Here is a 26,400-nt window from a genome sequence, read left to right as displayed (position 1 = left end):
GATGCGGGCATTCCGCCTCAGTGCGGCTACTCTGCGGACCAGACGCCCCGCGGAGCCGACGCGGCGAGCACGTCCAAGGACAACGAGGAGCAGGAGTGGCGAATTCCCCCGCGCGACCGCGCGAGCCGAATCCGACAACCGCGACTGCCCTGCACTCGTGACCATTCCCTCCCAGCCCCCCGGCCTCCGGTCCCGACCCATGAACGACGACAGCCCGATGACAGCCGATTCGATCAGCCCGCTCCCGCGGACCTCGGCCGCACCCCGGCAGGCGCCGGCGGCCGTCGTCGCGATGGTGCAGCTCATCCGTGACACCTGGGCGAAATCGGAGCCGTACGCCCCGGAGATCTCGCAGTTCTTCTACGGGATGCTCTTCACCCTCGCGCCCGCCACGCGCGATTTCTTCCCGATCAACATGGAAGTGCAGGGCGGGCGGATCATCCGCGCGCTGGCCCGCGTGGTGCAGATGGTGGACCGGCCGGACGACCTGCTGCCGTTCCTGCGCCAGCTCGGCCGCGACCACCGCAAGTTCGGCGTGGCCCCCAAGCATTACGAGGCTGTCGGCACCGCGCTGCTGACCGCGTTGAAGAACCACCTCGGCCCGGAGTGGACGCCGGAGGTCGAGCGCGCGTGGGCGGAGGCGTTCACCATCGTCGCGCGCGCGATGCAGGAGGCCGCGGCGGCGGACGAGAACCCGGCGTCGTGGTCGGCCACCGTGGTCGAGCACCGGCGGCTCACCTGGGATCTCGCGCTGGTGCGGGTGATTCCGGACCAGCCGGTGCCGTATTCGCCGGGCCAGTACATGAGCGTCGAGGTGCCGCAGCGGCCGCGATTGTGGCGGTATCTGTCGCCGGCGAACGCGCCGCGCGAGGACGGCGGCATCGAATTCCACGTGCGCGCGGTCGACGGCGGCTGGGTGTCGCGGGCGATCGTGAGCCACACGCAGGCGGGCGACGTCTGGCGGCTCGGCCCGCCACTGGGCCGGATGAACGTCAACCGCGAGCAGTCGCGCGGCGTGTTGATGGTCGCCGGCGGCACGGGAGTCGCGCCGCTGCGGTCGATCCTCGACCATCTCGCGTTGTGGGGCGAGAACCCGAAGACGCGGCTGTTCTACGGCGGGCCGACCCGCGAAGACCTCTACGACCTGGAAGAACTGCGCGCGCTCGCGGCGACCAACCCGTGGCTCACCATCACCCCGGTCGTCGAACGCGGCGACCACCTGCCCGGGTGCGAACACGGCACGCTCGCCGAGGCGGTCACGCGGTACGGCGCCTGGCCGGACCACGACATCCTGGTGTCCGGTTCGCCCGCGATGATCCGCGCGACGGTGTCCCGGATGCTGGTCGCGGGAAGCGCGCTGGACCAGATCCAGTACGACCCGTTCACCGCGGACTGAGGCGGTTCTCGGTTCGCGCGGCTAGGGTCGGGGCCATGGACATCCGGATTCCGGTGGCGGACGGGGAAATCGACGGCTATCTGGCGGTGCCCTCCGGCGAGGGGCCTTTCCCGGCGGTCGTGCTGATCCACGACGTGTTCGGGCTGAACCAGGACGCGCGCGAGATCACCGACCGGTACGCCGCCGCGGGTTATCTCGCGCTGAGCCCCGATCTGTATTCGCGCGGCGGCATGATCCGGTGCGTGAAGCGGACTTTCCAGGACCTGTTCGCTCGCGAGGGCCGGGCGTTCGCGGACATCGAGGCGGCGCGCGTGCTCGTCGCCGGGCGGGACGAGGCGACCGGCAAGGTCGGCGTCGTCGGTTTCTGCATGGGCGGCGGGTTCGCGTTGGTGGCCGCCTCGCGGGACTTCGACGCTTCCGCGCCCTACTACGGACAACTGCCGAAGGATCTGTCCGTTTTGGACGGTGCCTGCCCGATCGTCGGCAGCTTCGGCGGCAAGGACTTCTCCCTGCGCGGTGCCGCGGCCAAGCTCGAAGCCGCGCTCACCGAACGAGGAATCCCGCACGACGTCAAGGAATACCCGGACGCCGGGCACGGCTTCGCGAACCACTACCGGCCCGCGCCGCTGGCCGCGCTCGCGAAGGTCACCGGCATGGGCTACCACGAACCGTCCGATTCGGACGCCTGGCACCGCGTCATGGCGTTCTTCGAGGAGCACCTTCAGCCCAGCGTGCTCAAGTAACCGAGCGCGCCGACCGCGACCATGCCAAGGCACGCCAGGCCGATGGTGCGGCGATCGGCGCGCTGTGCTTGGGTCAGTAGTCGGATTCCGGAAGGCACGAAGGCCACGCACAGTCCGGCCGCAGCGGCGATCGACCACATCGTCGTTCCTTTGAGGACTCCGAGCGGCATGACGGTCGCGGCGGCGAGGGCTGCTGCGCGTACCGGGCCGAGCGCTCCGGCGCGGTAGGCCGCGAAGCCGAGCAGCGGCCAGCCGAACATGATCGTGAACGACAAGAAGCTGAACAGGTGCAGGTCGCCGTACGCCTCAGCGACGAACGCGGTCGCGTAGTCCGCTCCGCGGTGCCGGGCAAGATCCGTTGCGGCTTGGTCGAATCCGGCATGGAAGACCCGCTCGACCAGACCGATCAGCACCAGCGCGCCGGACCACGCCGCCCAGCGGGGCTTCGCCGCCGCGATCTGGCGGACCACTGTGGACACTGCGAAGAGAAGAACCACCTGACCGGCGAGGAAACAGGTGGCGGCGGCGGTCATTTGTACCGGATGCTGCACGGTCGCGGCGAGTTGGTGCGGAAAGAAGAACGGGTACGGCAGGCGCAGCAGCACGCCGGTGAGCACGAGCACCGGACCGAGGACGAGCGCTGCCCCGCCGAGGCGAGGGCCGGGAAAGGTCGACATGCCGCTCACCGTGCCCGTCCGGACACGCCGCGCACATCGGTCCGGGGCGGACAGTTCCACGCCACGGAACTAAACCAGGGGATGACCCACCACAGCACGATGTGCGTGCCCGCCGCACTGGCTAACGTTGGTGCTATGTCCCCTCTGCGAGTGAGCGACGTCGCGCTGGCGGCAGGTCTCCTCGTCACGGACGTCGGGCTTGCCGGGAACCTGCTGATCGACGAGGAGCCCTGGCGGCTGCCGGTGTCCGCAGTCGTCGCGACGCTCATCGCCGCCGCGGTGCTGCTGCGACGGCGGGCTCCGGTGCCGATCTTGGTCGGCACCGTGGTCGTTTCCGCGTCCGCCGCGGCTTTCGGGTTGCTGTGGGATCCGTTCGTCGGGGCGGCTCTCGTGCTCTACCTCGTGCGTCCGCCGCGTGCTTTGCCTGCTGCCTCCGGGGTCGCGGCGATGTCGGCGGCCACTGCGGTCGTGGGGCAGTGGTGGTACGCGTTCGGTATCCCGCTGGCGTTGCTCACCTGGGGGCTTGCCGAAGCGGTGCGGTCCCGGCGCGAGCAAACGGCGCGGCAGGAACGGCAACGCGAGCATCGGATCCTGGTCGACGAACGCGTCCGGATCGCGCGCGAACTGCACGACGTCGTCACGCACGGGATGGGTTTGATCGCGGTGAAAGCGGGCGTCGCCAACCACGTCGCGGACAGCCGCCCGGAGGAAGCGCGCGACGCGTTGCGGGTGATCGAAGCGACCAGCCGCGCGGCGCTCGGCGAGATGCGGCGGCTGCTGCACGTGCTGCGCGACGACGGCGACGAAACTCCGGCCGACCCGCTGGCCGCGTTGCCGGAGCTCGCCGAACGCGCGCGACAGACCGGTGTTGACGTCGAGCTGTCGGTCCTGGGCACCGCTCAGGTACCGGAACCTGTTGCGCTGGCGGCGTACCGGATCGTGCAGGAAGCGGTGACGAACGTGGTGAAACACGCCGCGCCCGCCCGCTGCCGGGTGGTCGTGGCAGCGGGCGTTGACGAGATCCGGATCCAGGTCACCGACGACGGCGCGGCGCCGATCGGCGAACTGCGGCTCGGCCACGGGCTGACCGGCATGCGCGAACGCGTCGCCCTCTACGGCGGCGAACTCGTCGCCGGACCTGGTCCGGACGGCGGATTCCGTGTCTCCGCCACTCTCCGGTGCGCCGATGCCTGACCAGATCCGCGTCGTCGTCGCGGACGACCAAGCCTTGCTGCGCGGGAGTTTCCGGCTGTTGCTCGACAGCGAGCCGGACTTCACGGTGATCGGCGAAGCCGCGACCGGTGCCGAGGCGGTCGGGCTAGCGCTGGCCGAAAAGCCGGACGTGGTGCTGATGGACGTACGGATGCCGGTGATGGACGGCATCGAGGCGACCCGCTTGATCGGCGAGCGCGCCCCGGACGTGCGGGTGCTGGTGCTGACCATGTTCGACCTCGACGAGCACGTGTTCGCCGCGCTTCGCGCCGGAGCGACCGGATTCCTGCTCAAGGACACCCGCCCGGCCGACCTGTGCACCGCAGTGCGCGTGGTCGCTTCCGGAGACGCGTTGCTCGGCCCGTCCATCACCCGACGACTGGTCGCGCAGTTCGCGCGGATTCCGGACTCCCCGCCGCGCGCGGACGTCGCCGCCTTGGCCCCGCGAGAGCGCGAGGTGCTCACGCTGGTCGCGAGTGGACTGTCCAATGTGGAAATCACGGAACGGATGCAGCTGTCGATGGCGACGGTGAAGACCTACGTCGGACGGCTGCTGGCGAAACTCGACGCCCGGGACCGTGCGCAACTGGTGATCGTCGCGTACGAATCCGGCTTGGTGCGGGCGCGGAACTAGCGCCACACCGCCTCGGCGCGTTCGCTGGCTTCCGGCGTGAAGTAGTCGCCCGTCTCCAGATCTTCCGACAGCGTGGGGTGGTTCGGCTGCCAAGCCAGCAACTGCTGGGTGTGCGTGCTGGAGGCGGGCACGTCGAGCGAGAAGAACCTTGCCAGGAAAGGGTTCCCGAGGTGTTCGGCGGCTTCTTCGAGCGTCAAAGATGCCGTGGGGATGTCCAGCAGCTGCGCGATCTTCTCCGCGACGCTCTTGATCTCGACGGTTTCCCCGACCCCGTGCAGCACGCTCCCCGCAGGCGCTTTCTCCAGTGCCAAGCGGAAAAGCACCGCCGCGTCATCGCGATGGACGGCTGGCCACCGGTTCGTGCCGTCGCCGATGTACGCCGAAACCCCGGCCCGCCGCGCACCTGCGATGAGCGCCGGGATGAAGCCGTGGTCGCGCGGTCCGTGCACGGTCGGGGCGAGCCGCACGACGCTGGCCCGGACGCCCTGGTCGGCAAACCCGAGACAGGTCTGCTCGCCGGGGATCCGGAAGTAGGCCACCGAGCCGGGATCGGCCGGGTCGAGTTCGGTGCTGACCTGGTCGGCCTTCATCACCAAAGTGCCGGACGTGCTGACGAACGGTTTTCCGGTACCGACCAGCGCCTGGCCCAGCGCGTCGATCGCCTCGCAGTCGCGGCGGATTAGGTCATCGGGATCGGCGTAGCTGCCGCCTTGCGCCATGTGCAGGACACCGTCGGCGGCTTCCGCACCACGGCGCAGGCTGTCGAGATCGTCGAGCTCACCGGAATGCGGCGTCGCGCCGAGCGACTCCAGCCGCGCGGCGGCAGTGTCCGAACGAGCCAGGCCGGTGACCCGATGCCCGGCCCTGACCAGCTCGGCGACGACGGCGGGGCCGGTCTGGCCGGATCCGCCGGTGACGAAGACATGCATGAAGACTCCTTAGTGTCAGTCACTGACCCTACAGGTAGTGACAGTGACTGTCACTAGCGCAGGCGGCGGGTAGGCTCACGAGGTGCCACGGAGCGGAGCAGAAGCGCGCAGCCGCCTCAAGCAGGCGGCGCTGGAGCTGTACCGGGAAAACGGCTTCGACAAGACGACCACCGCGGAGATCGCCGCCCGGGCCGGCGTCACCGAGCGCACGTTCTTCCGGCACTTCCCGGACAAGCGCGAGGTGCTCTTCGACGGCGAAGCCGACCTGCGCGCGGACCTCACCCAGTCGGTCTCCGAAGCCCCGGAAGGCCTTGCGCCGCTGGACATTCTGCTGCGCGCCTTCAAGAACGCCGGGCGGATCATGGAGCGCAATCTCCCGTTCGCCGAGCCCCGGCGCGACCTGATCGCGGCGACGCCGACCCTGCGCGAACGCAATCTCGCCAAGGCCGCGACGCTCGCCGAGGCACTCGCGGAAGCGTTGCGGGAGCGAGGTGTCGAGGACCGGCTGGCGCGGCTGGCCGCGCATGCCGGGTGGGCGACGTTTCAGCACGCCACGCAAGCCTGGATCAGCGATCCCGCGCGGGGGCTGGATGACTATCTGGATGAGGCGTTCGCGGATTTGCGGACGCTCGGCGCGGGAGTCCAGTTAGGACAGTAAGGTCCTCCCGCGGCGGGGAGGGGGGCGTAAACACTCACGAGAACCCAGCCCAAGATACGAGGCTCGCGGACCGGCCGTCCGAAGACTGCCGCGCGGAGGGGTTTCGGGGCGGGGTACCGGGGCGTTCTGGGGCGGACGGCCTTCCGGAGCGGGGCCGTACGGAGCGGACGGCCTTCCGGGGCGGGCCAGCCAGGGCAGCAAAAACCCCCTCCGGCTGCGGCGGGAGGGGGTTGGGGCTCGTGCGTGGCGAGCACGGTTCTCACCGTGCTCGCCACGCACGACACAGTCAGCGGCGCTTGGGTTTCCAGACCACCAGCGCGGTGTTCTGCTGCAGCGGCACCAAATCCTTGCGATAAGAAGCGTGCACCGCCGCGGCAGCCCGCTCGGCGGCCACGTAGGCGGCGGCGAGTTCTTCGGTCAGCTCGTGCACCCGGGATTGCAGCGCGTCGACCTGGTTCTCCAGCTCGATGATGCGCTTGATGCCGGACAGGTTGACCCCGTCCTCCTGCGAGAGGCGCTGGACCTCGCGCAGCAGGGCGATGTCGCGCATCGAATAACGCCGTCCGCCGCCGGCGGTGCGGCCTGGCGAGACCAGGCCGTGCCGGTCGTAGGAGCGCAGCGTCTGCGCGTGCAGCCCGGAAAGCTGGGCCGCCACCGAAATCACGAATACCGGGGTGTCCTCGTCCGCGCCGTGCGGGAGTCCCGGATTGCCGCCGAACATCGACCTCACCTGCCTTCGAGCAACTCGGTGATCTCAGGCCGCGGGTCGTGGCCCTTCATCGCCTCGGCGTAGGCCTCGAGTGCGGACCGCGCCTTGTCGTCGAGCTTCTCCGGGACCGCCGCCTCCAGCGTGACCAGCAGGTCGCCCTGCGCGCCGTCCCGCTTCTGGATGCCCTTTCCGCGCACTCGCAACACTCGGCCGCTCGCGGTACCCGCGGGCACCTTCAGCGACACCTTGCCTTCGAGGGTCGGCACGGTGACCGTGGTGCCCAGTGCGAGTTCGGTGAAGTCCACCGGAACGGTGAGCGTGAGGTTGAGGTCCTTGCGCCCGAACAGCTTGTGCGGGGCCACGTGCACGCGCACGTACAGGTCGCCCGCCTGCGCACCGCCGCGCCCGGGTTCGCCTTGCCCGGCCAGCCGGATCCGCTGGTCGTCCTTCACGCCCGGCGGAATGCGCACGGTGAGCGTGCGGGTGCGGGTGCTGATGCCCTCGCCGCCGCACTCCGGGCACGGGTCGTCGATGATCTTGCCCCGGCCGCGGCAATCCTGGCACGGCTCGGAGAACGCGAACGCGCCCTGGCTGCGGCTGACCAGCCCGGATCCGCTGCAGGTCGGGCAGACCCGCGGCGCGGTTCCCGGCTTCGCGCCGTTGCCGCCGCACGTGCTGCAGGTGGCCGGGCTCGACAGCCGCAACGGCAGCGTCGCGCCCTTCACCGACTCGAGGAAATCGATCCGCACGTCGGTCTCGACGTCCGCGCCGCGCTGCGGCCGGTTCGCCGTCGCGCCGGCGGCACCGCCCCGGCCTCGGCCGAAAATGCCGCCGAGGATGTCGCCGAGACCGCCGAATCCGCCCTGCTGGCCCTGCGCGCCGGCTTGGTTGAACAGGTCGCTCATGTCGAAGCCGCCCGCGCCGCCACCGCCGGGGAAGCCGCCGAACCCGCCCGCGCCGCCGGAGCCGAAGAGCGTGCGCGCCTCGTCATACTCCTTGCGCTTGGCCGGATCGGACAGCACGCCGTACGCCTCGGACACAGCCTTGAACTTGTTCTCGGCCGCGGTGTTGCCCGCGTTGGCGTCCGGGTGGTTTTCCTTCGCCAGCTTGCGGTAAGCCTTCTTGATCTCGTCCGCGGTCGCGTCGGAGGAGACACCCAGCTCTTTGTAGAAGTCCTTGCCGATCCACTCCCGAGCACTCATCGGGTGTCTCCTCCTTTCGCTGCAAACCGATTGTTACTGCTGGCCGGACTCATCGACCGAACCGTCGAGCGGCAGTTCGCCGCCGACCGACCCGTCCACCGGCGGTTCCGCCGGAGCCTCGCCGGGCTCGTGGTCGGTCACGCCGACCAGCGCCGCCCGCAGCACCCGCTCGCCGAAGCGGTAGCCGCGGCGCATGACGAGGGTGACCGTCGGGCCCTTCACGTCCGGGGACGTGCTGTGCTGCACGGCCTCGTGGACGCTCGGGTCGAATTCCTCGCCCTCGGTCCCGAACGCTTCCAGGCCGGACCGCTCCAGGCTGCTGACCAGCTTGTCGGCCACCGCCTTGAACGCGCCGGTGAGGTCGCCGTGCTGCTCCGCGCGCTGGAGGTCGTCCAGCAGCGGCAGCAGATCGCCGACCACGGACGCCTTCGCGCCCTGCACCACGGCCTCGCGGTCGCGGTCGACCCGCTTGCGGTAGTTCGCGTACTCCGCCTGCAGACGCTGCAGGTCGGCAGTGCGCTCGGACAGTTGCTTCTCGACATCCGAGGTGGCTGAAACGGCCTCGTCCACGGAATCGCCCAGCGAGGGGCCCGAGGGCTCCTCGCCGGCCGGAGTCTCCTCCGCGGCGGGCGGGCGGACCTCGCCGGTCTGCGGGTCCACCCGTCGCCGATCCCGCACGACTACCGGTTCCTCGGGGCCAGGACCCTCGGTCTCGGAGTGGCGGGGGGTCACTTCTTCTCGTCCTCTTCCACGATCTCGGCGTCGACCACGTCGTCCGCCTTCGACTTCGGAGCGTCGCCCGCGGCACCCGCGGCACCCGCGGCGCCGGCCGCGCCCTCAGCGCCCGGGGCGCCTTCGGCTCCGGCGTTCGCGTACAGCGCGCTGCCCAGCTCCTGCGAAGCGGTGTTCAGCTTCTCGATGGACTCGCGGATCTTGGCCGAGTCGGTGCCCTTGAGCGCCTCGTTCGCCTCGTCGATCGCGGACTTCACCTTGCCCTTGAGGTCCTCGGGCAGCTTGTCCTCGTTGTCCTTGACGAACTTCTCGGTCTGGTAGACCAGCGTCTCGGCCTGGTTGCGGGTCTCGGCCTCGTCGCGGCGCTTCTTGTCCTCTTCGGCGTGCGCCTCGGCGTCCTTGACCATGCGCTCGATGTCGTCCTTCGGCAGCGCGGAGCCGCCGGTGATCGTCATCGACTGTTCCTTGTTCGTGCCGAGGTCCTTCGCGGTCACGTGCACGATGCCGTTGGCGTCGATGTCGAAGGTGACCTCGATCTGCGGCACGCCGCGCGGAGCGGGCGGAAGACCGGTCAGCTCGAACATGCCGAGCTTCTTGTTCGCCGCGGCGATTTCGCGCTCGCCCTGGAACACCTGGATCTGCACCGACGGCTGGTTGTCGTCCGCCGTCGAGAAGATCTCGGACCGCTTGGTCGGGATCGTGGTGTTGCGCTCGATCAGCTTGGTGAAGACGCCGCCCTTGGTCTCGATGCCCAGCGACAGCGGGGTCACGTCGAGCAGCAGGACGTCCTTGACCTCGCCCTTGAGCACGCCGGCCTGCAGCGCGGCGCCCACGGCGACGACCTCGTCCGGGTTCACGCCCTTGTTCGGCTCGCGGCCGCCGGTCAGCTCCTTGACCAGGTCGGACACGGCCGGCATGCGGGTGGAACCGCCGACGAGGACCACGTGGTCGATGTCGCCGACCGCGATGCCCGCGTCCCGGATCACGTTGTTGAACGGCTGCCGGGTGCGCTCCAGCAGGTCCGAGGTGATCTTCTGGAACTCGGCGCGCGACAGCGTCTCGTCGAGGAACAGCGGGTTCTTGTCGCCGTCCACCGTGATGTAGGGCAGGTTGATGCTGGCGGAGTTGGAGCTGGACAGCTCGATCTTCGCCTTCTCGGCCGCCTCGCGGATGCGCTGCAGCGCCATCTTGTCCTTGGTCAGGTCAATGCCGTTGGTGGCCTTGAACTTGTCGACCAGCCAGGTGACGATGCGCTCGTCCCAGTCGTCGCCGCCGAGGTGGTTGTCACCCGAGGTGGCGCGCACCTCCACGACGCCCTCGCCGATCTCCAGCAGCGAGACGTCGAACGTGCCGCCGCCGAGGTCGAAGACCAGGATGGTCTGTTCCTTCTCGCCCTTGTCCAGGCCGTAGGCCAGCGCGGCCGCGGTCGGCTCGTTCACGATCCGGAGCACGTTCAGGCCGGCGATCTGGCCGGCCTCCTTGGTGGCCTGGCGCTGCGCGTCCTCGAAGTACGCCGGGACGGTGATCACCGCGTCGGTGATCTCCTCGCCCAGGTAGGCCTCCGCGTCGCGCTTGAGCTTCATCAGCACGCGGGCGCTGATCTCCTGCGGCGTGTAGCCCTTGCCGTCGATCTCGGTCTTCCAGTCGGTGCCGATGTGCCGCTTCACGGACCGGATCGTGCGGTCGACGTTCGTGACGGCCTGGTTCTTCGCCGGCTGGCCCGTCAGCACTTCGCCGTTCTTGGCGAAGGCGACGATGGACGGGGTGGTACGGGAGCCTTCCGAGTTGGCGATGACCGTCGGCTCGCCGCCCTCAAGGACGGCGACGACCGAGTTGGTCGTGCCGAGGTCGATGCCGACCGCTCGCGCCATGGTGCTTCCTCTCGTGTTCTGTCCAGTACTGATGCTATGTTCGTGACCTGCGGTTTCGAGGCACTCTTGAGTACCTTCTTAGCAGGTTCCGCCGGTCTCGCGCTCGGCCCGGTCCCTCAGACTTGAGCCGACCGCACTCAACCTTGCTCTCAGGATAACGGGCAACCACCCGAACTTGTTCCCGGGTTCACCCGCAGAATTCGCCCCGCCGGGGTGTGACGCCACTCACCAGATACCTGGCCTCGGCACGCCGCACGCACTCGGAGTTGAGCAGGCCGGTGTGGCCGTCCCCGAGGTACGTGAGCAGCGCCGATCCGTCGATGCTCGCGGCCAGCCCGTGCGCCCACGGCAACGGCGTCGCCGGGTCGTGCGCACCGCCCACGACGAGGATCGGCGGTGCCCCGTGCACGGGATGCGGCTGCGGCGGGTTCAACGCGGGAACCGGCCATCCGGTGCAGCCCGCGGAGAGGTCCCAGTACTCGGTGTAGCGCCAGCTGTGCGGGGCGGCCGCGCGGATCGTCCTCGCCGCCGCGCGCAGGTCCGCCGGGCCGGTGAACGGCGACGGGAAGTCCTGGCAGCCGATCGAGCGGTACGCGCCGTAGGTGTCGCTGGCGAACGACGAGTTGGTCGCGAGCGCGCTCGCGTCCGGGTCCGCCAGCGCGCGGCTCAGGGCCGGCCATTCGGCCGGAAGATAGAGGTGGCCGTACGCGCCGGAGGCCAGTTCCTCGCCGGTTGCCTTGCGGCCCAACGCTTTCGCGTACGCGCCGTGGGTGACGAGGTCGTCGTAGCGGGCGAGCGCGTTCTTGCCGTGCAGCGCGCAGTCGGCCGAGCGGTCGCACCACGCGGCGAATCGCAGCAAGGAGTCTTCGGTCGCGGCGGCTTCCTCGATCATCGCCTGCCACGTCGGCCGGGCATGGTCCACCGCGCCGTCGAGCACCATCGTGCGCACCCGGTCCGGATGCTTCGACGCGTACACCGCGCCCAATTCGGTGCCGTACGAGACGCCGAGCCAGGAGATCTTCTGCTCGCCGAGCGCACCGCGGATCCCGTCGATGTCCTCGGCGGCGCTTTGCGTGTCGACGTGCCCGAGCATCGGGCCGGTCTTGGCGAGACAGTCCTCGCCCGCCGCGCGGTTGTGCGCGACGAAGGCGTCGTACTGCTGGTTCGTGGCTGGGAAGAGACCGATCTTCGGGTCGTACAGCTTCGATTGGTCGCAGCTGATCTTCGGATCGCTGAACCACACGCCGCGCGGGTCGAAGCCGATGATGTCGAAGCGGTCCCGCAACGGTTTCCGCGCCGATCCGATGACCTTGGTGTCGAGTCCGCCGAAGCGCACGAAGCCGACCCCGGATCCGCCCGGCCCGCCCGGGTTGACCAGCAGCGAACCGATCCGGTGTTTCTGGTCAGCCGCGGGCAGCCGGGTGAGCGGGATGTGCGCGACCCCCGTCTCCGGATGGGCGCGGTCGATCGGCACCTCGATCTGGCTGCACTGCGCGGTCGGTTCCTGTTCGGTCCCGCACGGCGTCCAGGTCAACGCCGGTGTCGGTGCGCTGACCAGCGGAAGCATGGTCAGCACGGCAGCGGCGAGGTTCATGCCCGGCGCACCTGCGCGGCCCGGTCCTCGGCGGCCGTACGAAGCACGACGGCCTCCGCGTTCCGGACGACCCCCTGCTGCACCGGAACTTCCACCACCGCGACCGGAGTCGTGGCCTGCGGCTCAGGCGAGTGGCCGATCGCCGCGGTGATCGCGAACGCCCCCACCGCGCCCGCCAGCACCGCGGCCAGCAGCCGCGTTTCGAGTTTGCGCATGATGTGTCTGCTCTCCCCTTCAGACGGCCTTGACGGTGACGCTGCCGCTGTCCGTGTTCAGCTCGAGCGTCTTCGTGTCCGGGCCGGAGTTCTGCGGAATGTCGATGCTGCGGTGGCCGTTCTCGCTGTTGCCGGTGACCTGGTAGGACCCGTTACGCGGCACGGTCAGCGCGATCCGGCCGGAGTCGGCCTGCGCCTTGACGGTGTTCGGCTGGGTGAGCGCGAGCTCGATCCGCCCGCTGCCCGCGGAAACGTCGACCGGCCCGCGCAGTCCGTCGCCCTCGATCCGGCCGGACTGGCTGTGCACCTGCACCTCGCCGACGTTGTGCAGTTCGGCGGCGCCGCTGTCCAGCCTGAGCTTGACCAGCCCGGGAACGTCCTGCACCTGCGCCCGCCCGGAATCGGCGGTGACGTCGACGCTGCCGACGCCCGCGAAGTCCAGCGTGCCGGAGTCGGAGCTGCCCGTGACCGGGACGCCGGCCGGGACGATCAGCTCGAGGTCGGCGGTGCAGTTGCGGCCGCAGTCGACGATGACGAGCTGGTCGCCGTCGACGCGGTAGGCGTCGCCGGGCTGGCCGCTGAAGTGGTAGCGAAGGGTCTGATGCACCCGGGCCGCGCCGGGCGCGGTGCGGATGCGCACGTCGCCCGAGCCGTTCTCCAGCTTCACCGAGCGGATCTCCTGCGTCAGCGTCGCATCCCGCGAAACCGTGGACCCGAACCCCCACCCGCCGAATCCGATCGCCACCCCAACGCCGATCACCGCGATGCCGGCCAGTGCCAGAAGCGGGCGTGCCATGTCTGTTCCCCTCAGTACCACTCTCGGCTGTCTCGAGAGACGTTAGAAGGTGCGGACCCCTGGGGACATCCGGTAAACCCCCCGAAACATCCCTGAGGCGGCGTCGCTCAACCCAGGGTCCTAACCTGGCGATCGGAGAGCCCCGTGGATCAGGAGGAACCCATGCCCCAGCCGCCCAATCCGTACGACTACCTGCCGTCGGTTCCCTCGTTCACCCTGCGCAGCACGGACATCGCCGACGGAGAGACGCTGGCCCAGCCGCAGCTGTCGGGCATCTTCGGCGCCGGCGGGGAGGACCGGTCGCCGCAGCTGGCGTGGGAAGGCTTCCCGGAAGGCACCCGCAGCTTCGCGGTGACGGTGTACGACCCGGACGCCCCGACGGCCAGCGGTTTCTGGCACTGGGCGGTGTTCAACCTCCCGGCCTCGGTGACTTCGCTCGAGGGCGGTGCGGGGGATGCCGCGGGGTCGGGACTGCCTTCGGGCGCGGTCACGCTTAAGGGTGATGGCGGGGTGAAGCAGTACCTGGGGGCCGCGCCGCCTCCCGGGCACGGGCCGCACCGGTATTTCTTCGTGGTGCACGCGCTGGATGTGGAGACGCTGGAGATTCCGGAGGACGCTACGCCCGCGTTCCTGGGGTTCAACCTGTTCGGCCACACGCTGGGGCGGGCCACGCTGGTGCCGGTTTACGAGAACAAGGGCTGAAGGTTTCGATGGGGGAGAACGAGGTCGCGGTTGCGGAGGGGGTTCGCCTTCCGCAACCGCGGCCGGATGTGGTCGGCGCGGTCGTCCTGAACGCCGAAGGACGCGCGTTCGTCCAGCTCCGCGACGCGGACCGGCGGCTGTTCCCGAACACGTGGGACGTCGTGAGCGGGCACGTCGAGGACGACGAGACGCCGGTGGCGGCGCTGGCGCGCGAGGTCGCCGAGGAAACCGGATGGCGGCTGCGCCGGATCGTGCGAAACCTCGGCAGCTACCGCTGGCCGGAGCAGGACGGCGTCGAGCAGACCAGCGTCTACTTCGTGGTCGAGGTCGACGGAGATCTGTCCCGCCCGGTCCTGGAATGGGACAAGCATTCGCGTTACGCCTGGGCCGGCGCCGAGGATCTGGACATATTGCTGGAGAACTGCACACCGGACGACACCTTGATCAGGGACGTCGTCGCCCGGGCGCTGGATGTTCACCGGCAGCCCGGCGGCTCCACCGAACAGAACAGCACCTCCGGATAACGCGGTGAAGGCCGATCCAGCACTGGGTCCGGCCGGTGCCGCAGATGCTGGTCGAAGAACGCCCGTACATACGCGCGGGTGATGTCCATCGTCCGCGCGCCCGGCTGCTCCGCGCCGAAATCGAGGCCGAGCTGGTCGCCGAGCAGGACGAGGTCGGTGAACGACTGGTGCACCACTCCGGTCACCAGCAGCCAGCGCTTCCACCCGGTCAGGCGCTTCCAGTCGTTCTCCCAGCTGATCGTCTCGGGACGGCCGCTGCCCGGCGTGTACGTCTCCGTCTTGCCGAGGAACAAGAACGGCCTCGACAACGCCGTGCCGTCCGGGATCGGGTCGTCGGTCGTGCCGTCGATGTCGATTCCGGCGCGGATGCGCGGATCCGCCAGCATCGCCGGGATGGCGCTCGCGCCGCCGACGGAGTGTCCGGCCATCGCGATCCGGGACGGATCGATCAGGTCGGCACCGCGCCATCTCGGACTCGGGCCGGTCAGGCGGTTCAGCACGAACGAAACGTCCGCGGCCCGGCTCCGCTCCAGTTTCTGCCAGAACTCCGGGCTCCGGGGATAGTCGCAGGCGACGCAGGTGGTCAGGCGACCGTCCGGAAAGGACTGTCCGACGTTCTCGTAGGTGTGGTCGATCGCGGCGACGACGTAGCCGTGGCTCGCCAGGTCCTCCGCCAGCCCGGTCAGCGTGCCGCTCTGTTTCTTGAATCCGGGCGAGAGCACGATGAGCGGCAGGCTCCCGCGCCGTCCCGCGGCCGGGGCGTCGACGGAGGCGTTGGTCCGCGTCCGGCTCAGGATGTCCGGCGGCACGGTGGTGATTCCGCCGTCTTCGAGCAGGAGCCGGGATTCGTCGGGAGTGAGGTACGCGGCGTGCCGTCCGGTCGCCGTTTTCGCCGGGTACCACAGAGAAACCATCAGTTCCCGCGCGTTCACCCCGCTCGCCCACGGGTCGGGGCGGGAAGTGTCCTTGAGGTACAGCGAAGTGGTGCCGACGGGGACTGGCCGGTCGGCGCGGGCAGTGCCGCCGGCGCCGGATCCGCAGCGGCAGTCACGAGCGGCACCAGGGCAGCGACCGCCAATCCGTAGAGCGCTCTTTTCATGAAGTTTCCTTTTCGGTTCAAGAAAGACGAGTGCGGATCCAGCGGACGCCGAGCCCGGCGAGCAGCACGGAGGCCGCGAGGAAGAGCGCCGTCTCGATGCCCTGCAATAGCCAGAACCGCTCTTCGGGCTGGTAGACGATCCGTTGCCGGTAACCCTCTCCGGCCAGTTTGACGAAGCACTCCGCGGACGGCAGCGGACGCTGCGGCGCCAGCCCCGGCGGGGGAAGGCACTCCGCCAGCCAGGCCGGGGGTTTGACCGCCTGGCCGCGACCGTCGACAGTCTCGTTGGACAGCATCCACGCGCCCTTCGGACCGGACACGGTCAACAGCTCGAACTCGCCCTTGTCCGTGAGACCCATCCGCGCGATGTTCGACGCAGTGATCGGCACGGTTTGCTCGGTCGCGGGCAGGACGTACGGCCGCACGAAGAACGGCACCGCGAGCTGCACGACCGCGAAAATCGCCAACGTAGCGGCCATCGCCACCAGTGTCCGGCGCACCAGCACGCCGAGCACAACCCCGAGCACGAAAGCGAAAACGGCGTAGCCGATGGGCACGATGGCGCGAGCGCCGAAGACCGCGGGCGAGAGACGCACGGAGTAAGAACGCGTGCCGGTGACCACGCTGTCGACCGAACTCGACCACCACGTGACGGCAAGACTGAGCGCCCCGGCCGCGATCGCAGCGGCAAGCGCGCCCGCGACGAGCTTCGTGCCCAGCCACCGCTTCCGGGTGACGGTCTGGTTCCACACCAGACGGTGGGTGCCCGCCTCCACCTCGCGGGCGACGAGCGGCGCACCCCAGAAAACACCGATGACCGCAGGCAGCGCGTACAGCACGACAAGCCCGCCGTAATACAGCAGGCCTTCCGTTTGCGCGAGCCCTCCGTCGCCGGGACTCGGCCTTCCGACGACCACTAGGACCGCCGCGAGAACACCGAGGAGGCCGTACAACGCGAGCGCTTGAAGCCGGAATTGCCGCCAGGCCAGCCAGATCATCGGAGCACCGCCAGCGCCGGGCGGCGAACGGCATCGCCGCTCAGATAGGCGAGCACGAGGTCTTCAAGGCCGAGTTCGCTGACCGTCCACTGTGGATCAAGAATCGGCGCTTCGGTGCGGACGAGCACGGTGGACTGCCGGTCGGTGTGACTCGCGGAGACGACGTGCTGATCCACGGGCAGCGTGGCCACGTCGCGCCGGGGCCCGGTCAGCCTGCGGTGTGTCGCCAGGATCTCGTCCACCTCGCCGTCCAGCCGCACCTCGCCGCCGACGAGCACGACCAGGTGGTCGCAGACGCGTTCCAGATCGGCCACCAGATGCGAGGACAGCACGACGCTGACGCCGTCCTCGGCGACGATTTCCATCAGGCTGGCGAGAAACTCGCGCCGGGCGAGCGGGTCGAGCGCGGCCACCGGTTCGTCCAGCAACAGCAGTTCGGGGCGTTTCGCGATGCCGAGGGTGAGCGCGAGCTGGGCCCGCTGCCCGCCGGAAAGCTTTCCCGCCCGCCGGCGCGGATCGAGTCCCCAGCGCTCGATCCGGGCGCGTGCCAGCGCGTCGTCCCACCGCGGATTGAGGCGTGCGCCGAGCCGCAGGTGCTCGGCGACGCTCAACCCCGGGTAGACCGGCGTTTCCTGGGCGACGAAAGCGACCTTCGCCAGCTGTTCGGGCCCGCTGCCGGGCACGCCGCCGCACACCTCGACGGCACCGGTCGTCGGCGTCAGCATCCCGGCCGCGAGGTTCAGCAGCGTCGACTTCCCGGCGCCGTTCGGGCCGACCAGCCCGGCGACCCGGCCGGCCGGGATGTCCAGCGTGCAGCCGGACAATGCCCAGTTCCGGCCGTACCGTTTGCCCAGCGCCCGTGCCCCCAGTGCCGCGGTCACGCCGTTTCGCCTTGGGAAGCGCTGTGCAAAGTCGTCGTGAACAACGCCTCGATGCCTTCGCCGTCGAGACCGGCCAGCCGGGCTTTGGCCAGCCACTTCCGCAAGTCCCGCCGCAACGAGCCGACGACGGCGGGCGGCGGTCCGGCGAGCGTGGCCGTCACGAAGGTACCGACGCCGGGGCGGGCCGCGACGAGTCCGTCGTGTTCCAGCTCCCGGTACGCCTTGAGCACCGTGTTCGGGTTGATGACCAGCTGCGCCACGACGTCCTTGACCTTCGGCAGCTGGTCGCCCTCGCTCAGCAGCCCCAGCCGCAGCGCGTGCCGCACCTGCTGGACCAGCTGCTGGTAGGGCGAAAGCCGCGACGCGGCGTCCAGATGGAACTCGATCACTAGTTCCTCCATTTATCTATCTAACTAGCACTATAGGTAAATGGAGGAACGCTGTCGACCGGCCCGGCTACCCGCGGACTGCCTCGCGTTCCAGATACCGCCCCTGGGCGTGCTCGGCGAAGCCGAACTTCCGGTAGAGCTCGTGCGCGTCCGAGGTGTGCAGCATCCAGCGGAAGTTCGCCCCCGGCCCGTTGTCGATCATCTCCCGCACGATCTCCTTGCCGAGCCCCGCGCCGCGCGCGTCCGCCACGACGAACACGTCCGCGAGATACGCCATCGCGACCCCGTCCGAGAACGCCCGCGCGAACCCGACCAGACGGCCGGTCGCCGCTTCGTACGCCCCGACTACCCGCCAAGCAGTCCGTACTTGCTGCTCGACCTGCTCCCGGTTCCGCCAGCGGGCCCAGTACGCCTCGGCGGACAGGAACTCCCACACGACATCCAGGTCCACCCGCGCGACGTCGTCATCCAGCTCATAGCCACCCACAGTCCTCATGGCGGCAAGGCAATCAGCCAGGTCAAGCGGGTTTGAGGAGATAGTCCACCACCGGCCGCAGTTCCTCCGCGGACGGCGGTTCGTCGTCGATCAACCCCTGGATCAGCAGGCCGTCGATACCCGCCAGGAACACCCGGAACGCGACCTCGTCGTCGTGCCGGACCATCGACGTCAGGACATCCAGCCAGCGTCGCGCGGCCGGGCGCAGTTCGGGTTTGCGCGCGGCCAGCAGGTACAGCTCGTACTCCGCCATCGTGCGACCACGGCGCGGACCCAGCGCCTCGGCGAGCAGGCCGGCCACCTCTTCGGCGCCTCGGCTGCCGCGCGACCGGGCGCGGTCGATCATCCAGTACACCTCGGTCGCCATGTCGCGCGCGCACGAGATGAGCGTCGCCACGAGCAGGTCGTCCAGCGAGGAGAAGTGGTAGGTCGTGGACGTCGTCGGAACCCCGGCTTCCAAAGCGACCGTGCGGTGCGTGACCCCTGCGACGCCGTCGCGTTCGATCACGCGCAGGGTCGCTTCGATGATCTCCGTCCGCCGCTTCTCGCCGCGGATCTTGCGGCCGTCGGTCTGGATTTTCACGACTGGCTCCCGACCTCGATGAGCACCACCCCGCCGACCACGAGCACCAGCCCGGAGATCACCGCGAGGTTGATCGGTTCCTTCAAGAACAGCACGCCGACCAGCGCGACCAGCGCCACGCCCGCCGCCGCCCAGATCGCGTAGGCCACCCCGATCGGCAGCCCGAGCTTCAGCACCCGCGACAGCGCGAAGAACGCCAAGCCGTACCCGACCACCACGAGGATCGACGGCGTCAGGCGCGAGAAACCCTCGGAGAGCTTGAGCGAAACAGTGGCGGTCACTTCTGCGGCGATGGCCAAAGCGAGGTACAAGTAAGCACCCATAGCAAAACAAAGTACCTGAACGATCGTCCCACTTGCTAGCGAGGCGTGCACCACATCGGTGGGACTTGGGACCGTCGGACCGGTTACCCATCAGTAAGAAGCGTTACCCTGCTCGGCACCGGCGCGCTCGCGCGGCGGCACCACCACACCGGACGAAAGGCACCCGACGATGGGCGCTGTACAGCTGACGCTCGGGGGGATTTCCGTCCTCCTGGGCATCGTCGCCTGGGGAATGTTCATCGCGACCATTGCCCGCTTCGTGCGGGTGATCAAGCTCGGCCAGCCGGACGCGACGCGCAACGGCCCGTTCATGGCGCGCTTGATGACCCTGGTCAAGGAGTTCGCGGCGCACACCCGCATGGCGAAGTTCCGCCAGGTAGCGCCCTGGCACTGGCTCGTCATGTGGGGCTTCCTGATCGGGTCGCTCGCGCTGTTCGAGGCCTACGGCGAGGTGTTCGTCCCGACCTGGGGCTGGCCGATCCTCGAGGACTGGTCGCTGTGGAGCCTCCTGATGGAGCTGCTCGGCGTCGGCACGGTCGTCGGCGGCGTCGCGCTCGCGATCATCCGGCAGCTGAACCACCCGCGCCGGGCCGACCGGCTGTCGCGCTTCGCGGGCTCGAACTTCAAGTGGGCCTACTTCGTCGAGGCCGTGGTGATCGTCGAGGGCATCGGCATCATCGGCGTGCGCGCCGGCAAGGCCGCGATGCACGTCCACGAGACGCCGACCTGGGCCGCGTTCGTCTCGAACCCGCTCAGCGAGCTGCTGCCTTCCAGCGCGGCGCTGGTTTCGGTGTTCGCCTTCATCAAGCTGATGAGCGCGACGGTCTGGCTGATCGTCGTGGCCCGCACGATGACCATGGGCATCGCCTGGCACCGGTTCAGCGCGTTCTTCAACATCTACTTCAAGCGCGAGGCCGACGGCGGCGTCGCGCTCGGCGCGGTCAAGCCGATGATGAGCAAGGGCAAGGTGCTCGACCTCGAAGAGGCCGATCCGGACGAGGACACCTTCGGCGTCGGCGCGATCGAGGACTTCAGCTGGAAGGGCTGGCTGGACTTCTCCACCTGCACCGAATGCGGCCGTTGCCAGTCGCAGTGCCCGGCCTGGAACACCGGTAAGCCGCTGTCGCCGAAGCTGCTCATCACGCAGCTTCGCGACCACGCCTACGCGAAGGCGCCGTACCTGCTCGCGGGCGGTAAGCGCGACATGGCCGGCGACGAGGTCGGCTTGTCCGGCGACAACATGTACGCGGGCATCGACGTCCTCGCGATCGCTGAGTCGCAGAAGGCGCTCGTCGGCGACGACGGCGGCGTCATCGACCCGGACGTCCTGTGGTCCTGCACCTCCTGCGGTGCGTGCGTCGAGCAGTGCCCGGTGGACATCGAGCACGTCGACCACATCGTCGACATGCGCCGCTACCAGGTGATGATCGAGTCGTCGTTCCCCACGGAGCTGAACGGCATGTTCAAGAACCTGGAGAACAAGGGCAACCCGTGGGGCCAGAACGCCAAGGACCGTCTGCAGTGGACGGAGGACCTCGACTTCGAGGTTCCGGTCTTCGACGGCGACCTGGGCGACGCGGAGTACCTGTTCTGGGTCGGCTGCGCCGGCGCGTTCGAGGACCGCGCGAAGAAGACCACTCGCGCGGTGGCCGAGCTGCTGCACATCGCGGGCGTGAAGTACACCGTGCTCGGCTCGGAGGAGTCCTGCACCGGTGACCCGGCTCGCCGCGCGGGCAACGAGTTCCTGTTCCAGATGCTGGCGCAGCAGAACGTCGAGGTGCTGAACTCGGTGTTCGAGGGCCGGGAACGCAAGGCGCGCAAGGTGGTCGTCACCTGTGCGCACTGCTTCAACACCCTCGCCAACGAGTACCCGGAGCTGGGCGGCCAGTTCGACGTCGTGCACCACACGCAGCTGCTGAACCGCCTGGTGCGGGAGAAGCACCTGACGCCGGTCGCGCCGGTCGCCGAGGACGTCACCTACCACGACCCCTGCTACCTGGGCCGGCACAACAAGGTCTACGACGCTCCGCGCGAGCTCGTCGGCGCGTCCGGTGCGCAGCTGCGCGAAATGCCGCGGCACGGCGACCGGTCGATGTGCTGTGGCGCGGGCGGCGCGCGGATGTGGATGGAAGAGAAGATCGGCAAGCGGATCAACGTCGAGCGCGTGGACGAGGCGCTCGGCACCGCTCCGTCGAAGATCGCCACCGGCTGCCCGTTCTGCCGCGTGATGCTCACCGACGGCGTCACCTCGCGCCAGAGCGACGGGCTGGCGAGCGAGAAGGTCGAGGTCGTGGACGTCGCGCAGCTGCTGCTCACCGCGGTGAAGCGCAAGCCGGAGCCGGCGCTGGTCGCCTCGGGCGCGCCGTCGCTCGACGAATCGGACGCGGAGCTGTCGGCCAAGCCGGACGTCCCGACCGACGAGAAGCCGACCGGAACGCCGTTGCCCGAGGGCGACGACTGACTCGGCCAGCACTGAAGACGGCCCTTCCAGCCTCGCGCTGGAGGGGCCGTTTTCGTCTGGGGCCATTAGGCTTTCCCGGGTGAGCGACGAATCCGAGAGCGGCGGCGAAAGCACTCTCACCGTGGTTCTGGCCGGCGGCGTGAACCTGGCCATCGCGGTGCTGAAGCTCGTCGCGGGCATCGTCACCGGATCGGGCGCGATGCTGTCGGAGGCCGCGCATTCGGTCGCCGACACCATCACCGAGGTGCTGCTGCTCACCGCGTTGAAGCGGTCGGAGCGACCAGCCGATCGCCGCCATCCGTTCGGATACGGCAAGGAGCGGTACTTCTGGTCGCTGCTGGCCGCGGTGTCGATCTTCGCGTCCGGTGCGGTTTTCGCGCTGTACGAAGGATTCGCGACCGTTTTCGGGGAAGGCGGGGAGCAGACCAAACCGATCGTCGGCTACATCGTGCTGGCGATCGCGTTCGCGCTCGAATCGGTGTCCTGGACGCAGGCGGTCCGGCAGGTCCGGCGCGACGCGAAGGCCGAGCAGCGGCCGTTCTTCGCCTACCTGCGGATGATCGACGACCCGGCCCCGAAGACAGTGCTGTTCGAGGACTCGGCCGCGCTGGTCGGTCTGCTGCTCGCGTTCGCCGGGATCGGGCTGCACCAGCTGACCGGTTCGGACGTGTGGGACGGCACCGCGTCGATCCTCATCGGCGTGCTGCTGGCGTGCGTCGCGTACCTGCTCGGCAGCACGAACCGCGGTCTGCTGGTCGGCCGTCAGGCGGATCCGCGCCTGGTCCGCGGCATCCGGGACCACCTCGGGGACGCGCCGGAGATCGACGCGCTGGTGGATCTGCAGACCATGCTGATGGGCACCGACCACGTCCTGGTCTGCGCCCGCGTGGACTTCGACGACGCTCTCGGCGCCGCCGACCTGGAACGCGCGTGCGTGCGGATGGCGGACGAACTGAGCGAGCGGTTCCCGGACGTCGCGGAGGTGTTCATCGAACCGGTGCCGCGGACGGATCCGAAGCTGCGCGCGACCGTGCTGGCCCGGTACGGCCTCCCGCCGCGGCCGACTCAGTAGCCGAAGTCCTGCGTCCAGTACCAGCCGTCCGTCGCGACGCCGACGCCCAGTTTCGTCAGCGAGCAGTTGAGGATGTTCTTGCGGTGCCCGCTGGAGTTCATCCACATCTGCATCACCTGGTCCGCGCTGGTCGCGCCCTTGGCGATGTTCTCCGCGCCCGGCTTGGAGTATCCGGCGGCGGTGATGCGGTCGGCGAAGCTGTCGCCTTCCGGGGTGTCGTGGGAAAAGTAGTCGCGGTTGGACATGTCGTCGCTGTGTCCCTGCGCGGCTTTGTCGAGGTGCGATTCCTCGGTCACCGGGTCGCAGCCCGCCTTGCCCCGCTCGTCGTTGACCAGGCTGATGACCTGACCGGCCAGCGTCGGCGAGCTGCGCGGCTTCGGCGACGGCTTCGCGCTGCTGCTCATCGGAGTGTCCTCTTTGGACTCTTCGGTGGGCGGAGGCTGCGGCGCGGGCTTGGCTGACGTCGACGGGGTCGTCGTGGTCGCGGGTGCGCTGGAGCTCGGTGTCGCCGACGTGGAGGACGCCGGCGACACCGCGAAGGGCCGCAACGCACCCGCGGACAGCCCGTCGTTGCGCGTTTCCGGGACAGCGACGCTCAGTGTTTCGAGGTGCCCGGAGCGCAGCGCAAAGGTTCCGCCAGCTGCTCCGAGCCCCCCGAAGAGAACACTGAGAGTCACACTCACGACCCGGACGCGCACACTAATGGAGGACACAGCCGCGGAAACTATCACGAACTGATTACGATGGTTACCTCCAAATGGCGCAGCGGCCGGAGACCCACTAACCAGCGTCGAGAACCTCGATGTACCCGTCGGTCCCGTTGACCCGGATCCGCTGGCCGTCCTTGATCAGCCGCGTCGCGCCTTGGACCCCGACGACCGCGGGCAAGCCGTACTCCCGCGCGATCACCGCGCCGTGCGTCATCAGGCCGCCGACCTCGGTCACCAGGCCGGTGATCGCGACGAACAGCGGCGACCAGCTCGGGTCCGTGTACGCCGTGACGAGGATGTCGCCCGGTTCGAGGTCCGCGTCGGCGAGGTCCAGGATGACGCGGGCGCGTCCTTCGATGGTCCCGGCGGACACCGGCAGCCCGACCAGCGCGCCTTCGGGCAGATCGTCGCGCCGGTAGCTTCCGGAAACCGCGTCGCCGTCCGAGGTCAGCACCCGGGGCGGCGTCAGCGATTCGTAGGACCGGAACGCTTCCTTGCGCTGCTGGATCAGCTCGCAGTCCACCTCGTTCGTCCGTACGACCTCCTGGAATTCCTGCAGCCGCAAGAAAAAGACGTCCTCCGGCTCGTCGAGCACCCCGGCCCGCACCAGCCGCGCGGCCTCGCCCAGCAAGGCCTGCTTGTACACGAAATAGCGGCTGACCATGCCGTACTTCGGGTACTCGCGGTATCCGGTGAACGTCCGGACGCGCTCGATCATGCGCTCGGTTTCTTCGGCCTTCGCCTCGCCGTCCGGCAAGGCGCGCAAGCGTTCCAGCACTTCCTGTGCCTTGTCCAACGCTTCCCGCCGCCCTTGTTCAAAGCGGCGCTGTCCGGCTCCCGGCTCGAAGTTTTTGATGTTGGACAACAACATCGGCACCAGCGCGACCGGCTGTTCGCTCCAGCGCGGGCGGGTAATGTCGATCTCGCCGACGCAGCGCATGCCGTACTTGTCGAGGTACCCCTGGATCGCCGCGCGCGATTCCTCCCCGCCGGCCAGCTTGGGCAACTCGTCAAGGAAGCCGTTGTCCTCCACGTCCTGCAGGAACGCGACGACCTCGGGATGCGTCCGCAGCACGTCCGCGACGTCGAGGAGCGCCAGTCCCATCTCCGCGGTGATGTTGTGCGGAACTGACTGCGTGAGCGTGTCGGCGACGTTCTTCTCGCCGAGCCAGTCCTGCAGGTGGTCATTGAGCCACCAGGACGCCTGCATCGCGGCGGTGAACACCTCGTGGCTGCGCGGATCGAAGAGAATCCGGCGCAGCTCCTTGAAATCATCGAAGACGAAGTCGAGCAACTCGCTGCCGGACTTCGTCGCGATTTCGCACTGCAGCTCGGTGATCGAAGCCTCGTTGTGCTGGATCAACTCGGTGACGACGGCCGGATCGGTCTCGATGGTGGCCGGTGCGGCACCGGGGACCGGCTGGCCGGGTCCGTCGTCCTCGGCCAGCGGGATGAAGCCGTCGCGGGAGAGAACGGTCTCCAGCGCGTCGCCCATCAGCGGGTCGGATTTCCCGGCCATCTCAAGGAAACTGGCGCGGCTCTTGGGCACGGTCAGCAACGCGGTGGCGTCCGCGAACAGCCGTCCGCCCGCCTCGGCCATCGGCCGCGGGGTCGTCAGCTGCCAGACCGACAGGCCGAGCGGCTTCATCGCGTCGGTCATCATCTGCTGGTGGCCGACGGAAACGTAGACGTGGTTGCCCTCGTCGCCGGCCTCCGGGATCGGGAACAACGTCGTGATGGGGCGGCTTTGGACGATCTGGAACTCGTCGTCGGCCAGGCACCATTCGATGTCCTGCGGACGGCCGAAATGCGCTTCGATCGTGCGGCCGAGTTCGACGAGCCGGAGCACCTGCTCGTCGGTCAGCGCGGCCTGTTCCTGCTGGTCCGCGGCGATCAGCTGCTCTTCCGTGCCGCCGCCCTCGACGGCCAGGATGGCGCGCTGTTTGGCGGCGATCGCCTTCTCGATGATCGCACCGTCGCGCACCTGGTAGCTGTCGGCGTTGACCAGGCCGGACACCAGCGCCTCGCCGAGGCCGAAGCTGGCCTCGACGGTGGCGATCTTCCGGTTGGACGTCACCGGGTCGGCAGTGAAGGCGACCCCGGCCACCTGCGGGAAAACCATCTGCTGCACGACCACGGCCATGTGGACTTTCCGGTGGTCAAAGCCATTGCGCAGCCGGTAAGTCACCGCGCGTTCGGTGAACAGCGACGCCCAGCACCGGCTGACGTGCCGCAGCACCGCCTCCGCGCCGATGACGTTCAGGTAGGTGTCCTGCTGACCAGCGAAGGAGGCTCCCGGGAGGTCTTCCGCGGTCGCGCTCGACCGGACCGCGTAGGCACGGCCGTCCACCAGCGCGTCGGTGATCTCCGCCGCCAGATCGTCCGGAATGGCGATGGCTTCGAGCGCCTGCCGGACCTCCGCGCTGCCTTCGCTGATCGCGTCCCGGTCGTCCGGATTCAGGTTCGACAACCGCTCCAGCGGCTTCGCCAGTTCCGGCGCGTTCTCCATGATCCGCTCGAACGCGTCCGTCGTCACGCAAAAACCGGGCGGCACGCGGACCCCGTCGATCCGCGCGAGTTCGCCAAGATGCGCGCCCTTGCCTCCGACGATCGCGACCTGCTCCTGGTCGATCTCCTGGAGCCCGAGCACGTAGCTGCCCATTCGTTCGTTTCCCCCGTCTGTGGTCGTTCTCGGCTGGAGATTCTGCGGTACCACCCGGGTCTTGCGGCAAGCCCCCCGATGCGTTATAAGTTAAATACGGCAGGGAGACGAGTTCTCTTCTGCCTTTTCTTT

27 protein-coding genes are annotated in these 26,400 nt (G+C 69.1%); 9 read left to right on the top strand and 18 right to left on the bottom strand.

Annotation, left to right across the window (positions count from 1 at the left end):
* The first annotated feature begins 217 nt into the window (after positions 1 to 217).
* Positions 218 to 1,396 (top strand): globin domain-containing protein, encoded by a 1,179-nt coding sequence (locus ACFXI3_RS10720; RefSeq protein ID WP_378399391.1) that lies wholly within the window; start codon positions 218 to 220, stop codon positions 1,394 to 1,396.
* Between the two features lie 35 nt (positions 1,397 to 1,431).
* Positions 1,432 to 2,139 (top strand): dienelactone hydrolase family protein, encoded by a 708-nt coding sequence (locus ACFXI3_RS10715; protein WP_378399374.1) that lies wholly within the window; start codon positions 1,432 to 1,434, stop codon positions 2,137 to 2,139.
* Here ACFXI3_RS10715 and ACFXI3_RS10710 read toward each other — a convergent pair.
* On the bottom strand, positions 2,118 to 2,816 hold the full coding sequence (locus ACFXI3_RS10710) for a hypothetical protein (RefSeq protein WP_344287566.1): 699 nt from the start codon (positions 2,814 to 2,816) through the stop codon (positions 2,118 to 2,120). The two genes, ACFXI3_RS10715 and ACFXI3_RS10710, sit on opposite strands and share 22 nt — an antisense overlap.
* 135 nt (positions 2,817 to 2,951) lie before the next feature.
* Between ACFXI3_RS10710 and ACFXI3_RS10705 the strand changes: the two genes are divergently transcribed.
* Together ACFXI3_RS10705 and ACFXI3_RS10700 are read left to right on the top strand one after the other, a co-directional pair.
* A complete protein-coding gene (locus ACFXI3_RS10705; protein WP_378399373.1) occupies positions 2,952 to 4,010 on the top strand; it encodes a histidine kinase in 1,059 nt (352 codons plus the stop codon).
* Entirely contained in the window at positions 4,003 to 4,662 is a 660-nt protein-coding gene (locus ACFXI3_RS10700; RefSeq protein WP_378399372.1) for a response regulator, read from the top strand. The genes ACFXI3_RS10705 and ACFXI3_RS10700 overlap by 8 nt, the downstream gene beginning before the upstream one ends.
* Here ACFXI3_RS10700 and ACFXI3_RS10695 read toward each other — a convergent pair.
* Entirely contained in the window at positions 4,659 to 5,591 is a 933-nt protein-coding gene (locus ACFXI3_RS10695; protein WP_378399371.1) for an SDR family oxidoreductase, read from the bottom strand. The two genes, ACFXI3_RS10700 and ACFXI3_RS10695, sit on opposite strands and share 4 nt — an antisense overlap.
* Before the next feature lie 82 nt (positions 5,592 to 5,673).
* Here ACFXI3_RS10695 and ACFXI3_RS10690 point away from each other — a divergent pair, with 82 nt between their 5' ends.
* The gene (locus tag ACFXI3_RS10690) at positions 5,674 to 6,249 is read left to right on the top strand and encodes a TetR family transcriptional regulator (RefSeq protein WP_378399370.1); all 576 of its coding nucleotides are present in this window, start codon (positions 5,674 to 5,676) and stop codon (positions 6,247 to 6,249) included.
* A gap of 286 nt (positions 6,250 to 6,535) precedes the next feature.
* Here ACFXI3_RS10690 and ACFXI3_RS10685 read toward each other — a convergent pair whose 3' ends face one another.
* The 7 genes from ACFXI3_RS10685 to ACFXI3_RS10655 form a co-directional block, all read right to left on the bottom strand.
* Positions 6,536 to 6,970, bottom strand: a complete 435-nt coding sequence (locus ACFXI3_RS10685; protein ID WP_116199398.1) for a heat shock protein transcriptional repressor HspR — start codon at positions 6,968 to 6,970, stop codon at positions 6,536 to 6,538.
* A gap of 5 nt (positions 6,971 to 6,975) precedes the next feature.
* Positions 6,976 to 8,160, bottom strand: coding sequence for a molecular chaperone DnaJ (gene dnaJ, locus ACFXI3_RS10680; RefSeq protein ID WP_378399369.1), 1,185 nt, complete (start codon positions 8,158 to 8,160; stop codon positions 6,976 to 6,978).
* Positions 8,161 to 8,193: 33 nt separating this feature from the next.
* Positions 8,194 to 8,892, bottom strand: a complete 699-nt coding sequence (gene grpE / locus ACFXI3_RS10675; protein ID WP_344287579.1) for a nucleotide exchange factor GrpE — start codon at positions 8,890 to 8,892, stop codon at positions 8,194 to 8,196.
* Positions 8,889 to 10,763 carry a molecular chaperone DnaK gene (gene dnaK, locus ACFXI3_RS10670; protein ID WP_378399368.1) on the bottom strand — a complete coding sequence of 625 codons (1,875 nt, stop codon included), beginning with the start codon at positions 10,761 to 10,763 and terminating at the stop codon, positions 8,889 to 8,891. Before dnaK ends, grpE begins: the two co-directional genes overlap by 4 nt.
* 187 nt (positions 10,764 to 10,950) lie before the next feature.
* The gene (locus tag ACFXI3_RS10665; RefSeq protein WP_378399367.1) at positions 10,951 to 12,357 is read right to left on the bottom strand and encodes an alpha/beta hydrolase; all 1,407 of its coding nucleotides are present in this window, start codon (positions 12,355 to 12,357) and stop codon (positions 10,951 to 10,953) included.
* Positions 12,354 to 12,572, bottom strand: coding sequence for a hypothetical protein (locus ACFXI3_RS10660; protein ID WP_378399366.1), 219 nt, complete (start codon positions 12,570 to 12,572; stop codon positions 12,354 to 12,356). The genes ACFXI3_RS10665 and ACFXI3_RS10660 overlap by 4 nt, the downstream gene beginning before the upstream one ends.
* A 19-nt stretch (positions 12,573 to 12,591) precedes the next feature.
* A complete protein-coding gene (locus tag ACFXI3_RS10655; protein ID WP_378399365.1) occupies positions 12,592 to 13,368 on the bottom strand; it encodes a DUF4097 family beta strand repeat-containing protein in 777 nt (258 codons plus the stop codon).
* A gap of 162 nt (positions 13,369 to 13,530) precedes the next feature.
* On the opposite strand from ACFXI3_RS10655, the gene ACFXI3_RS10650 reads away from it, so the two are divergent.
* Together ACFXI3_RS10650 and ACFXI3_RS10645 are read left to right on the top strand one after the other, a co-directional pair.
* The gene (locus tag ACFXI3_RS10650) at positions 13,531 to 14,070 is read left to right on the top strand and encodes a YbhB/YbcL family Raf kinase inhibitor-like protein (protein ID WP_378399364.1); all 540 of its coding nucleotides are present in this window, start codon (positions 13,531 to 13,533) and stop codon (positions 14,068 to 14,070) included.
* Positions 14,071 to 14,078: 8 nt separating this feature from the next.
* Positions 14,079 to 14,594 (top strand): NUDIX hydrolase, encoded by a 516-nt coding sequence (locus ACFXI3_RS10645; protein ID WP_378399363.1) that lies wholly within the window; start codon positions 14,079 to 14,081, stop codon positions 14,592 to 14,594.
* On the opposite strand, the gene ACFXI3_RS10640 is transcribed toward ACFXI3_RS10645, so the two are convergent.
* From ACFXI3_RS10640 to ACFXI3_RS10610, 7 genes are all read right to left on the bottom strand, one after another.
* Positions 14,546 to 15,508 carry an alpha/beta hydrolase family protein gene (locus tag ACFXI3_RS10640; RefSeq protein ID WP_378399362.1) on the bottom strand — a complete coding sequence of 321 codons (963 nt, stop codon included), beginning with the start codon at positions 15,506 to 15,508 and terminating at the stop codon, positions 14,546 to 14,548. The two genes, ACFXI3_RS10645 and ACFXI3_RS10640, sit on opposite strands and share 49 nt — an antisense overlap.
* A 202-nt stretch (positions 15,509 to 15,710) precedes the next feature.
* Positions 15,711 to 16,691, bottom strand: a complete 981-nt coding sequence (locus tag ACFXI3_RS10635) for an ABC transporter permease subunit (RefSeq protein ID WP_378399361.1) — start codon at positions 16,689 to 16,691, stop codon at positions 15,711 to 15,713.
* Positions 16,688 to 17,572 (bottom strand): ABC transporter ATP-binding protein, encoded by an 885-nt coding sequence (locus ACFXI3_RS10630; protein ID WP_378399360.1) that lies wholly within the window; start codon positions 17,570 to 17,572, stop codon positions 16,688 to 16,690. Before ACFXI3_RS10630 ends, ACFXI3_RS10635 begins: the two co-directional genes overlap by 4 nt.
* Positions 17,569 to 17,973, bottom strand: a complete 405-nt coding sequence (locus ACFXI3_RS10625; protein ID WP_378399359.1) for a GntR family transcriptional regulator — start codon at positions 17,971 to 17,973, stop codon at positions 17,569 to 17,571. The genes ACFXI3_RS10630 and ACFXI3_RS10625 overlap by 4 nt, the downstream gene beginning before the upstream one ends.
* 55 nt (positions 17,974 to 18,028) lie before the next feature.
* Entirely contained in the window at positions 18,029 to 18,457 is a 429-nt protein-coding gene (locus tag ACFXI3_RS10620; RefSeq protein WP_377871228.1) for a GNAT family N-acetyltransferase, read from the bottom strand.
* A 22-nt stretch (positions 18,458 to 18,479) separates the two neighbouring features.
* Positions 18,480 to 19,040: a TetR family transcriptional regulator gene (locus ACFXI3_RS10615; RefSeq protein WP_344287595.1), complete on the bottom strand. Its 561-nt coding sequence runs from the start codon at positions 19,038 to 19,040 to the stop codon at positions 18,480 to 18,482.
* Positions 19,037 to 19,363 carry an SMR family transporter gene (locus tag ACFXI3_RS10610; protein ID WP_344287597.1) on the bottom strand — a complete coding sequence of 109 codons (327 nt, stop codon included), beginning with the start codon at positions 19,361 to 19,363 and terminating at the stop codon, positions 19,037 to 19,039. The genes ACFXI3_RS10615 and ACFXI3_RS10610 overlap by 4 nt, the downstream gene beginning before the upstream one ends.
* Positions 19,364 to 19,532: 169 nt before the next feature.
* On the opposite strand from ACFXI3_RS10610, the gene ACFXI3_RS10605 reads away from it, so the two are divergent.
* Entirely contained in the window at positions 19,533 to 21,824 is a 2,292-nt protein-coding gene (locus tag ACFXI3_RS10605; protein ID WP_378399358.1) for a (Fe-S)-binding protein, read from the top strand.
* A 79-nt stretch (positions 21,825 to 21,903) separates the two neighbouring features.
* Entirely contained in the window at positions 21,904 to 22,896 is a 993-nt protein-coding gene (locus tag ACFXI3_RS10600; protein ID WP_378399357.1) for a cation diffusion facilitator family transporter, read from the top strand.
* On the opposite strand, the gene ACFXI3_RS10595 is transcribed toward ACFXI3_RS10600, so the two are convergent.
* Both ACFXI3_RS10595 and rph read right to left on the bottom strand, forming a co-directional pair.
* Positions 22,890 to 23,300, bottom strand: coding sequence for a CAP domain-containing protein (locus ACFXI3_RS10595; protein ID WP_378399356.1), 411 nt, complete (start codon positions 23,298 to 23,300; stop codon positions 22,890 to 22,892). The two genes, ACFXI3_RS10600 and ACFXI3_RS10595, sit on opposite strands and share 7 nt — an antisense overlap.
* A gap of 376 nt (positions 23,301 to 23,676) precedes the next feature.
* Positions 23,677 to 26,268 (bottom strand): rifamycin-inactivating phosphotransferase, encoded by a 2,592-nt coding sequence (gene rph, locus ACFXI3_RS10590; protein ID WP_378399355.1) that lies wholly within the window; start codon positions 26,266 to 26,268, stop codon positions 23,677 to 23,679.
* Between the last annotated feature and the right edge of the window lie 132 nt (positions 26,269 to 26,400).

Origin of the sequence: Amycolatopsis sp. NPDC059235, from assembly GCF_042754125.1 — a bacterium.
In the GTDB taxonomy this organism is placed as follows: Bacteria; Actinomycetota; Actinomycetes; order Mycobacteriales; family Pseudonocardiaceae; genus Amycolatopsis; species Amycolatopsis albidoflava.
The sequence above is the reverse complement of the archived record's forward strand: the minus strand, read 5'-3'. Positions and strand labels throughout refer to the sequence as shown.